Genomic DNA, 10,156 nt, shown 5'->3' with positions numbered 1-10,156 from the left:
CAAGTAACCGTCACCGTCAGCGAAGAGCCGCCGCCCGGGGGTCCCGGACGGCGGCTCTCGCCGTGTCCCTCCTCGCCACGCCAGCGTGGCGCGTACCCGGACGGCTGTCTCCCACACTCCGACCACCGCGACCTCCCGAAGGGGCCAGCAACTCCGCGGCGATCATGTGGTCGTGGCCGACGTCAGGAGATCTTGGCCCGCCGCGAGACGAGGAACTCGCGGACCTCGTTGCGGTTGTCCATGGCTTCGGCGCTACGTCGCGCGGCGCGGCGGCGGCGGGATGCCTTGCCAGTACACCTTTCAGCAGAAACTCCTCACCCGGTCGTGAAACCGGGTTTGCTGGGGTGGTGCCTACCTGACCTGCGCCATTTCCGGCTAGAACCCAGGGAACGCATCCCTGGCGTGGTCGCCGCCGACGCCACCGGCACCGATGCGCCACCTGACCCTGCATGTCCCGCCCGACTCACCCGCCGGATCGCCTGCCAACGAACCTGCTGCTCATCGAAAGGCACCCGCAACGATGAACCCGACCTACGACTTCACCGGCCAGGTCGCCCTGGTCACCGGCGCCAGCTCCGGCATGGGCTTGGCCACCGCCCGCGCGTTCGCCGAGGCCGGCGCCGCGGTCGCCCTCGCCGACATCAACCGGGCCGCTGTCCAGACCGCCACTGAGGCTCTGGCCGCCGCCGGTCACCGGGTGCTCGACGTGACTTGCAACGTCACCGACGAGGCCGACGTCGCCGCCGCCGTCCGCTCGACGGTCAAGGAGTTCGGCCGGCTCGACATGGCGTTCAACAATGCCGGCATTCAAGCTCCGCCCAGCGATGCCGCCGATGAGCCTGCCGAAGTCTTCGACCGGGTCAACGCCGTCAACTTGCGAGGCGTGTGGGCCTGTATGAAACACGAACTCGCCCAGATGCGCGGCCAAGGCGTCGGCGCCATCGTCAACTGCTCCTCCCTCGGCGGGCTCGTGGGCCTGCCCGGCCGAGCCGCCTACCACGCCTCCAAGCATGGCGTGCTTGGGCTTACCCGCAGCGCCGCCCTCGAGTACGCCCCGCGCGGCATCCGGATCAACGCTATCTGCCCTGGCACCATCGCGACCCCGATGGTCACCGATATGATCGACAAGGGTGAACTCGACCGGGCCGAGGCCGTCGCCAACCAACCCATCAACCGGCTCGGCGAAGCCGAAGAAATAGCCGCTGCGGTGTTGTGGCTGTGCAGCCCTGGTGCCAGCTTCGTCATCGGCGTGGCACTTCCTGTCGACGGCGGTTACACCGCCCGCTGACATCGCGCCGCTGAACAGCATGACCTTCATGGCCTTCATCGCCAACCGCGGGCTTCAGAGGTGCCCCGCCAGTACGTCTCTCGACAGGGACTCCCTGCCTGCGGAGGAGGCAGGTTGGATAGCCGCGGACTGTCCACGGCCCGAACGGGCGAGGCCTGACTGGAAGGAGTTCCATCGCATGCGGACGAAGAATCTGGCGGCAGCGCTCGTGCTGACCCTTTCCCTCGCCGCGTGCGGTGCGCCTTCCACCGGCGAGGCCACTCCCACCGCCGCGCCGTCCACGCCGGAGGCCTCGTCGGCGCCGCAGAGCAGGACAAGCACGACACCGCCCAGCATCGATCAGGCCATTGTGGGCACCGTTGTCCGGTTCACGGTGGGCTCGGAGTCGGTGGACGTGACCATCGTTGAGGACAGCCCCGCCACCCGTGACTTCCTGAGCATGTTGCCACTCACCCTCACGCTCGAGGAGTTCAACGGCCGCGAGAAGATCGCCGATCTTCCGCGAGCTTTGAAATACGAGGGATCGCCAGGTTCAGACCCGAAGGACGGCGACCTCATCTATTTCATTCCGTGGGGCAACATCGGCTTCTACTACAACACCGACGGCATCGGGTATTCCGATCAGACCCTCCACCTCGGCACGTACGACGGCACTGCCAAGGAACTCGAACGCCTCGAAGGCCACAAGGCGGCCGTAGCGATCGTGCGCTGAACCCAACACTCCGCCTTCTCCTCTGCGGGAAGCACAGACGGCATCCGCTCCGCCGAAGGCGACCCGGGCCCTGCGGTGCAGATCGTGAGCGTCAGGCCCCACTCACCCGCCATCTCCTACCGCTTCCAGCCATGACGCCGTCGCGTCGGTACCCGAACGGCAATAAGGACGGCTCGGTGGTCAACTCGCGGAATCGTTCATTGGCGATAGTTCGGATTGAGCCCTTCTCGAGTGTGCGTCGAGCGGCACCTGTTGGCATCTGCGTAGTTCGTGCCGGCTTTGTTGGCTGGCGCTGCGAGTCGTGGGGTGAGCGACGCGAGGGGAGCCTGATCGAGGTGCGTCGAGTGCTGCTGTCCGGATTTGTCGTGCTGTTGTTGGTCTGCGGCGGAGCCGCCTCCGCCGGTGCCTGGTTCTGGGCACAGTTCGATCGGGACACCTCGGGCAAGGTCGGCTTCGTCAACAAGGTGGCGATACCGCCGCTGGCACCGTCACACGTCGACGCCGCCGGCCGGCGAGTGTTCAACCTCAAGGCCACTGCCGGGAAACACACCTTCGGTAAGGACACCGTGTCGACCTGGGGCTTTAACGGGGGTTACCTCGGCCCCACGCTGCGCGCCGAGCGCGGCGAGAAAGTACTGATCAACGTCACGAACGGGCTGAACGAGGACACCACTGTGCACTGGCACGGCATGCACCTGCCGGCGAAGATGGACGGCGGCCCGCACCAGCTGGTGGCGCCCGGCAAGACCTGGTCGCCGACCTGGACGGTGGACCAGCCGGCGGCGACGCTCTGGTATCACCCGCATCCGCACGGCAAGACCATGCAGCACGTCTACCGCGGTCTGGCGGGAATGTTCATCATCGACGATCCCAAGACCTCGAGCGCCGACCTGCCGCACAGGTACGGCGTCGACGACATCCCGCTGATGGTGCAGGACAAGCAGATCGCCGACGGCAAGCTCGACGAGACGGCCCGTTCCCTGGGTGTGGGCATCCTGGGCGGCACGATCGCGGTCAACGGTACGGTCGGGCCGTACCTGGACGTGCAGACCGAGCGGGTACGGCTGCGGCTGCTCAACGGCAACACCGCCCGGATCTACAACTTCGGCTTCGCCGACGGGCGAAAGTTCACCGTGGTAGGGAGCGACGGTGGTCTGCTTCCCGAGACGTATGACACCGAGCGGCTCGTGCTGTCGCCGGGCGAGCGGGCCGAAGTCGTGGTGACCATGCAGCCAGGCCAACGGTCGGTGCTACGCAGCTACCCGGGCGCCGCGAAGCTGGACATCCTCCACAGCCGGTTCACCGGCATCGACGACACCTTCGACATCATCGAACTGCGCGCCGCCAAGACGCTCACCGGCAGCCCGCAAGTGCCGCGGAAGCTGGTCACGGTACCCCGGCTGGACCCGAAGGCCGCGACGGAGAAGCGCAAACTGGTCTTCGGGGGCGAGGCCATCAACGGCCGACCGATGGAGATGAGCCGGGTGGACTACACCGTCGAGAAGGGCAGCACCGAGATCTGGACGGTCACCAGCGAGGACCTACGCCCACACAACCTGCACATCCACGACGTGCAGTTCCAGGTCCTCACCCTCGACGGAAAGGCGCCGCCGCCCCAACTCGCCGGCTGGAAGGACACCGTCTTCCTACCGCCGCGCACCACGTACGAGCTCATCATGCGGTTCGACGACTATGCCGACCCGGATTCGCCGTACATGTACCACTGCCACGTCCTGCTGCATGAGGACGAAGGGATGATGGGCCAGTTCGTGGTGGTCAACCCTGGCCAGAAGTCGGGCGTCATCGCGGCGCCGAAGGGCGGTGGCCACAGCGGTAGCCACAACTAGGTCCCGTCTGGAGTTGTGATCACGGTTGGTGTGGAGACCGGCCGGTCGGCCGCTCCATGCTGCCACCCAGTTACATGCAGAACTTCAGGCAGACTGCTCAGCCTGGGCGGCGTCCCCATGCCGAGATCAGCGGCGCGAGGGTGAGGTCGAGCTCGCCGGCATCGACGGCGGCCAGGTGCGCGTCGATCTCGACGTCGTTGGCCAGCCCTGCGGCGAGCAACTCGGCGCGGACCATGCGCACCGTCGCGGTCTCCAGCCGGTCGCAGGCCACCCCGCCGACCGGGAAGCAGCCGGCCGCCGTGACATCGACCAGGCCCGCCGCGCGCAACGCCCGCGGCAGCGTACGGCCGTAGCGCAGATCGGCGCCGCGGCGGGTCATCAACTCCCGGACCGCGCGCCGCAGCCGGTTGGCGCGCCGCTGCGCCGGGCCAACCTCATCGAGGCAGGCCAGCGGCTGCAGCTCGGTGTCGGCATCCTCTACCAAGAGCCAACCGCCGGGCCGCAGCGCCGCCACCATCGTCGCCAACGCCCCGGCACGGTCGGGCACGTGAACGAGCACGAGCCGCGCGTGTACCAGGTCAAACGTGCCTGGCTGCGGTGGCGGGTCCCCGACGATGTCGTGCCGGAGCACCTCGTACCCGCCGTGCGGGTCCAACCAGGCCGGATTGATGTCCGTGGCCAGCACGTAACCGGTTGGTCCGACGGCCGTGGCGAGTGCCTCGGGAATGCTGGGGCCTCCGGCACCAACTTCCCAGCAGCGCCAGCCCGCCCTCACTCCGAGCCGGTCAAAGTGCCCACGCGTGACACCGTCGAACAGCTCGGCCAGCCAGGTGAACCGCTCGCCCGCCTCCACCCGGGCGTTGTCGAGCAGGTAGCGGTGATCCGGGGAAGACCCGGGGGAATCCGGCGATGGGGGCCTGGACCGCGCGCCAGCAGTATTCACCGGCCCGCCTGCGGTCGTGTCCGGCTCGGGCCCGGGGTCGACGACGGGCTGCGATGAACTCATGCCCACATCCTCACGCCCGGCCGCGTGCTGTGTCAGCGCGACACGGGACGAAACCAGACACAGCCTGGCTCCAGCCAACCAGGCCGACCCCTCACCCTCGGCACGATCGTCGCTCGGGTCCTATTTGGAGTTTGGTTCAGGTGATGGGTTGAAGGCTGCCGAGCCGGATCAGCACCCCGCGTAGCTGGAGCCCTGCCATATAGCTGTCGGGCGTCTTGTCATAGCGGGTGGCCAGGCCCCGCCACGCCTTGATCTTGTTGATGCACCGCTCCACCGTGTTGCGCTCCCGGTACAGCTCGGCGTCGAAGGACACCGGCCGCCCACCCCCGCTGCCGCGCTTGCGACGGTGGGCGATTTACGCCACCGTTCTACCAGCATGGAGCGGTTTCGGTGTGGACCCCCGGCATCTGGATGGACCACTGCCACAACCTCGACCACGCCGCCGAAGGTATGGTCACCCACCTGGTCTATGACGCTGTCACCACTCCCTACGAGATCGGCGACGGTGCCTGCAACCACCCCGAGTAGGGAAGAATGCGAGCCTGAGTCGCGGAAACTCCTCCTCTGTTGGCGTTGATCACGCAGCCTCGTCGCGGGACCTCTGCCGGCAGGGGCAGCTTTCGGCGCTACTCCCGATGGAGTAGCCGAGCGACGTAGCTCGCGGCGCTGGTTGCCTACCTGGAGCGGACGATGCCGCGCCCTCGGGTCGCGACGATCGGTGGCATGCCAGAGAAGTCGCTGTTCCCAGCCGTCGCAGACGCTGTCCTGACCCCCGCGGCGGAGCACCTACCGCTGCGCCGGGGCCCCCTGCTGATCACCTCACTGCTGGCCGCCACCGGCGGCGCCCTGATCTACCTCGCTCCGCTGGCCGCGGTGTGGCGCACCGCGTGGCCGTACGCCCTGCTGTTCGCCGCACTGGGCGCGGCACAGTTGGGTACGGTTGCCCGCGTGCTGGCCCGCCCGACATCGCGTCGGGTGGTGCTGGCTGCCGCGGCGGCGCTGGCCGTACTCGTCGTGTGGCTCCTCACCCGCGGCACGCCGGTCCTGCCCGGGCCCTCGCCGTGGATACCCGCCGACTCGGTAATCGGGTTCGTCGACCACATCTGCGCGGGGCTACAGGTCATCGGCGTAGCGGGATTCGGCATCGTGTGGGTTCTCGGCGCGGTGGCCGCCTCCCGCGGCCCCGACGCGCGGGCCGCGCGCCGGACTCGGCTGCGCCGGCTGGCGGGAGCGGTCGCTGTCGCGCCGGTGACGCTGGTCGTGCTCCTGGCCACGTTCGTGGGGTTCAGCGGGTCCAGCAACGGGTCCGCGGGAGCTAGGTTCCCCGGCGACACCGTAGCTCCACGCCACCTGCCCGCCGGAAAGCGCAGCACAGTCGAGTACTGCCGGATCGACGGCGTACCGCTGGCCATGGATATCTACACCCCACCGGCCGGCGCCACGACGCCGGGCCGGGGCACCCCGGTGGCGATGTACATCCACGGCGGTGGCCTGGCACTCGGCGACCGGAAACTCTCCGGGCTGGGCGCGTCACTGTCCAACCATCAGAGTGCGCTGTTCACCCCGCTACGGGAGCGGCTGAACGCCAACGGTTACCTCGTCGCCTCGATCGACTACCGGCTGACCCCCGCCGCCCCGTGGCCCGCCCCGCTCGAGGATGCCAAATGTGCGGTGCGGTTCCTCCGGGCGCACGCCGCCGGCCTCGGCATCGACCCGTCCCGCATCGGGGTGTGGGGCGCCAGCGCCGGAGGCCAGCTCTCGTCACTGCTCGGCCTGACCGGCCGCCAGGGCGGGCCCGGCCCGTACGCCGAACAGTCCAGCGCGGTTCAGGCCGTGGTGGACATGTTCGGACCGACCGACCTCAACGACTTCGCCGACGCGCCGCAGATCATCCGGTTCCTCCTGGCGGCCGGCATCGGTACGTCCACGGCTACCCGTTACGCGGCCAGCCCGATCAACCACATCGTCAGCGATGCGCCACCGTTCCTCATCCTGCACGGGGCGCAGGACGAGGAGGTGGCACCGCGCCAGTCCGTCCGGTTCGCCGACCGGCTGCGCGCCGCCGGTGTGCCAACCACGTTCGTCGAGGTCGCCGGCACTGGGCACACCCTGGCCACCGCGGGACAGCAACCCTCGCCGCAGGACGTGGCCGACCTGGTGGTGGATTTCTTCATGGCAACGCTGGTACGGCAGCCGCCGGTCGAGATTCCGATGGCGGGGGCGGGTGGACTCGGCGCGGCCACCGCGTGATCGTCTGTACGTTGTGAACCTGGCTTCAGATCTGGCAATGGCCAAAGGCCGCAGCGTAGACCCGGCCGCTTGGGAGCGGGGCATGGCCGGGATGCTGTGTCAGTGCCGCCTCCACTCCTGATCACGAAGACTGGAGCCGTCACCGCCATCCCATTGCTCGGTTCGCGGCCTGAGCGCGCCCGGGTTGGGCGGGCCGGGACCGGGCAGTCAGCGGCAGCATCATGGGGTAGCGGAAGTGCCGCTGGAGAGCGGGCACCCGACGCCCGTGGCGCGCAGGCTGATTGTGACAAAAGCGGAGCACGCAAAGTCGGACCCGGTGCCGTGCCGGGCCGTTATCTAAGGAGATGACCGATATCTGAGGAGATGACTGATGGGAACCGAACCCACTCTCGACGGGATCGACAGCCGGTCACTCGACCGTACGGGCAGCGTTCCCCCGGCGCTGCCCGGCCACCAGCGGCTGCTGCGGGTCGTCATGGCGGTGGCCATCGTCGGCGGCCCGCCCTGCTACGACCTGGGCGGGGTGCTCAGCCCGTCCATCCACGAGTCCGGCCAGGCGAGCATCGCGGCGAGCCTAGCTGCCAACCCGGTCACCGACACCATCCACCTGGTGGCCTTCGTCCTCGCGTCCTACCTGCTGCCCATCGGCGCCGTCGGTCTGGCCTACCTGGCGTATCCCCGGACGCCATGGCTGGCCACGGTCGCCGGACTGCTCGCCGTGGTGGGCTGGCTGCCGTTCTCCGGGTTGACGGCGCTCGACGACCTGATCCGCGTCATGGCCGACATGCCGAACGCCAGCTCGTACAGTGACCTGCTCGACCGCTTCAGCACCGACGCGGTGATGACCAGCTACCTGCTCGTCTACGTCGTCGGGCATCTGGTGGCCTACGTGCTGTTCGGCATCGCCCTGCGGCGGGCCGGAGTGATCCCCAGGTGGGCGGCCTGGTCGATGATCGCCAGCAGCCCGCTGACGATCATCGCGTTCGCGCTGCCCGTCAACACCCGCGTCACCGGCGCCATCGCGCTGAGTCTGCTGGTGGTCGGCAGCATCCCCGCAGCCCGCGCGATCCTCGCCGGCCCGGCCGACGAGGGCGTGCGGACAACGCCCGCACCGGCACGGCCGGTCGTCGAGCCTTGACATCTGTTCCGCCTCGTCAAGCGGCCTTGACGGAGTCCGGCGGGCTTCCGGCAGGCCGCTCGACCAGGCGCATCCGTGCGCGCACTGCCCGCGCCGGGCCTCGCGTTCGGCGCGCTTACGGTTCGGCGAGGCCGACGGTCGTCTACAGAGCAGCACCGGAGGCAACTCGTCGCACCGCGTCCACCACCAGCTGCGGCTGGCCGTAATGAACGTAGTGGTCGGTCGTGTCGGCGATCACGTGTTGTTCTCGGCTGGACAGAGCAGCCAGTTGGGCGTGATGTTCGAGCACCTCGCGCGGCTGCCCGGCCGCGGAGATCACGACCACCGGCCGGTCCTGCCAGGCTCCAGGACGCACCGTTGACTGCACCAGACGGGCGCTGTCCACAGATGCCTCGGCTTCACTGGCGGCGGCTGCCATGCTGGTGCTCCGATACAGGACCGCCGCATGCTCACGTACCGCCTGCGGCGCGCCCGCGCTCGCGGCGATCCCCGGGGCCAGGCGCACCGCGGCCGACCGGTGCCGGCAGTCTGCGGTCAGCCAGCCCCGAAACAGACGAACGCCGCCGCAGTGGCCCGAGCCGGGCCGTCGCCGGCCACGCCGAAGGCCCGCTGCGCCTCGGCGAGGGCCTGGGCCGGGCGGGCACCTGCCCGCATCCGCTGGTGCAGATCCAGCATCAGCTCGGTGGTGGGCTCGGCCGGTACCGGCAGCACGGTCGCGATCAGGCACCGGGCTCCGAGCGCCAGCAGCACCGCGGTAAACCCCATGATCTCGTCGCCGGGGCGTACCCCGGTCAGGCCCGAATCGCACGCGGAGAGCACCACGCAGCCGGGCGGGCGGTCGATGCGCTCCCACTCGTAGGCGAACAGCGGCCCGTCGGCCAGCTCCAGCGTGGAGAACTGCGGGTTGTCCGCGCGGAACGCGCCGTGCGCGGCGATGTGCACCAGCCCGGCTCCGTCCAGCGCGGCGGTCAGCGTGGCGGCGGTGGCCCCGGGCCCGGTGAGCAGCCGCGCCGCCGGCAGGACCTGCGCGAGCCGGCGTACCTCGGTGTGCGCGGCCGGCAGGCGCGGTCCGGCGGCGAGGACCGGCGGGCCGGCCGGCGGCTCCCGCTGGTCCGCACCGAGCCAGACGGTGGCCGAGGCGGCGACCGTCACGGCGCGCCCCGCGCAGGTCGGCAGCGCCGACCAGGGCACGGCGTGCAGCGCCCCGACCGGGACGATCACCAGGGCCCGGTCGGCCAGCCGGCGCCGCAGCGGGTCGAACAGCTGCCGGTCCAGGGTCGCCGCGGCGTGCGCGGCCCCGGCCCGCGCGGCGGCGTCGTCGCCGGTGGTGATCAGCCGGCGCAGGGCGAACCGATGCCGCCGTGCCAGGTCCACCGCGTCGGCGAGCGCGCCGAGGTCGTGCAGGCTGGTCCGGCCGTCGCGAACCAGCACCGCCCGGAGCTGGTCGCCGTGGGCCACCAGCTCGACCAACACCCGGGAGCCGAGCCGCGCGGCCAACGCGGCCACGCCGGGCGGAGCCACCACGGCGCCCCCGCCGGGTGCCCGCCGGGCCATGTCCTGGATACGCCGCTCCAGTCGGGCCTGTCGGCCGCGCAGGGCGTGCGCGGAGCGGCCGGCCAGCGCCTCGTCCTCGATCAGGCCGCTGACCAGTCGCAGCTCGGCGAGTGCCGCCACCAGATCGGGGTCGTCCGGTGGTAACGCCGGTCGGGTCCGCAGCGCGGTGGCCCGCCACCGCTCCGCCCAGGCCAGGACCCGGGCCGGCGCGCCCGCCCGGACCCCGATGTCCAGGCCCTCGGCCGCCAGTTCCTGCCCGTACGCGCCGCTGTGCACCGGCGGGGGGCTGGGGCAGCCCCATCCGCACCCGCCGGGGGGTGGGCTTTGCGGCCCCCGTCCGGGCGTGCCAGGCCGGGGCCTG

Annotated in this window: 9 protein-coding genes and 1 pseudogene; 6 read left to right on the top strand and 4 right to left on the bottom strand. The window is 70.2% G+C overall.

From position 1 onward, the window contains the following. The first annotated feature begins 520 nt into the window (after positions 1-520). From ONA70_RS30975 to ONA70_RS30965, 3 genes are all read left to right on the top strand, one after another. The gene (locus tag ONA70_RS30975) at positions 521-1,288 is read left to right on the top strand and encodes a glucose 1-dehydrogenase (RefSeq protein WP_265010038.1); all 768 of its coding nucleotides are present in this window, start codon (positions 521-523) and stop codon (positions 1,286-1,288) included. Between the two features lie 178 nt (positions 1,289-1,466). Next, complete coding sequence (locus ONA70_RS30970; RefSeq protein ID WP_265010037.1) at positions 1,467-2,000, top strand: cyclophilin-like fold protein; 534 nt, start codon at positions 1,467-1,469, stop codon at positions 1,998-2,000. Positions 2,001-2,131: 131 nt separating this feature from the next. Beyond that, positions 2,132-3,847 carry a multicopper oxidase family protein gene (locus tag ONA70_RS30965; protein WP_265010036.1) on the top strand — a complete coding sequence of 572 codons (1,716 nt, stop codon included), beginning with the start codon at positions 2,132-2,134 and terminating at the stop codon, positions 3,845-3,847. Between the two features lie 97 nt (positions 3,848-3,944). Here ONA70_RS30965 and ONA70_RS30960 read toward each other — a convergent pair whose 3' ends face one another. Continuing rightward, positions 3,945-4,700 (bottom strand): methyltransferase domain-containing protein, encoded by a 756-nt coding sequence (locus ONA70_RS30960; RefSeq protein WP_265010035.1) that lies wholly within the window; start codon positions 4,698-4,700, stop codon positions 3,945-3,947. 289 nt (positions 4,701-4,989) lie between these two features. Then, positions 4,990-5,205: pseudogene (locus tag ONA70_RS30955) on the bottom strand (IS5/IS1182 family transposase); the annotation flags it as partial. A 38-nt stretch (positions 5,206-5,243) separates the two neighbouring features. Between ONA70_RS30955 and ONA70_RS30950 the strand changes: the two are divergent. The 3 genes from ONA70_RS30950 to ONA70_RS30940 all read left to right on the top strand — a co-directional run bounded on the left by ONA70_RS30950 (position 5,244) and on the right by ONA70_RS30940 (position 8,241). Beyond that, entirely contained in the window at positions 5,244-5,381 is a 138-nt protein-coding gene (locus ONA70_RS30950) for a multicopper oxidase domain-containing protein (protein WP_265010034.1), read from the top strand. A 195-nt stretch (positions 5,382-5,576) separates the two neighbouring features. Then, entirely contained in the window at positions 5,577-7,103 is a 1,527-nt protein-coding gene (locus ONA70_RS30945) for an alpha/beta hydrolase (RefSeq protein ID WP_265010033.1), read from the top strand. A 370-nt stretch (positions 7,104-7,473) separates the two neighbouring features. Then, positions 7,474-8,241, top strand: a complete 768-nt coding sequence (locus ONA70_RS30940) for a hypothetical protein (protein ID WP_265010032.1) — start codon at positions 7,474-7,476, stop codon at positions 8,239-8,241. 142 nt (positions 8,242-8,383) lie between these two features. On the opposite strand, the gene ONA70_RS30935 is transcribed toward ONA70_RS30940, so the two are convergent. Both ONA70_RS30935 and ONA70_RS30930 read right to left on the bottom strand, forming a co-directional pair. Then, complete coding sequence (locus tag ONA70_RS30935) at positions 8,384-8,659, bottom strand: hypothetical protein (protein ID WP_265010031.1); 276 nt, start codon at positions 8,657-8,659, stop codon at positions 8,384-8,386. Positions 8,660-8,775: 116 nt separating this feature from the next. Then, the gene (locus ONA70_RS30930) at positions 8,776-10,071 is read right to left on the bottom strand and encodes a CHAT domain-containing protein (protein WP_265010030.1); all 1,296 of its coding nucleotides are present in this window, start codon (positions 10,069-10,071) and stop codon (positions 8,776-8,778) included. Positions 10,072-10,156 lie beyond the last annotated feature (85 nt).

The organism is Micromonospora yasonensis (assembly GCF_026013475.1).
In the GTDB taxonomy this organism is placed as follows: Bacteria; Actinomycetota; Actinomycetes; order Mycobacteriales; family Micromonosporaceae; genus Micromonospora; species Micromonospora yasonensis.
Note: the sequence above shows the minus strand (reverse complement) of the source record. Positions and strands in the feature narration are given on the sequence as shown.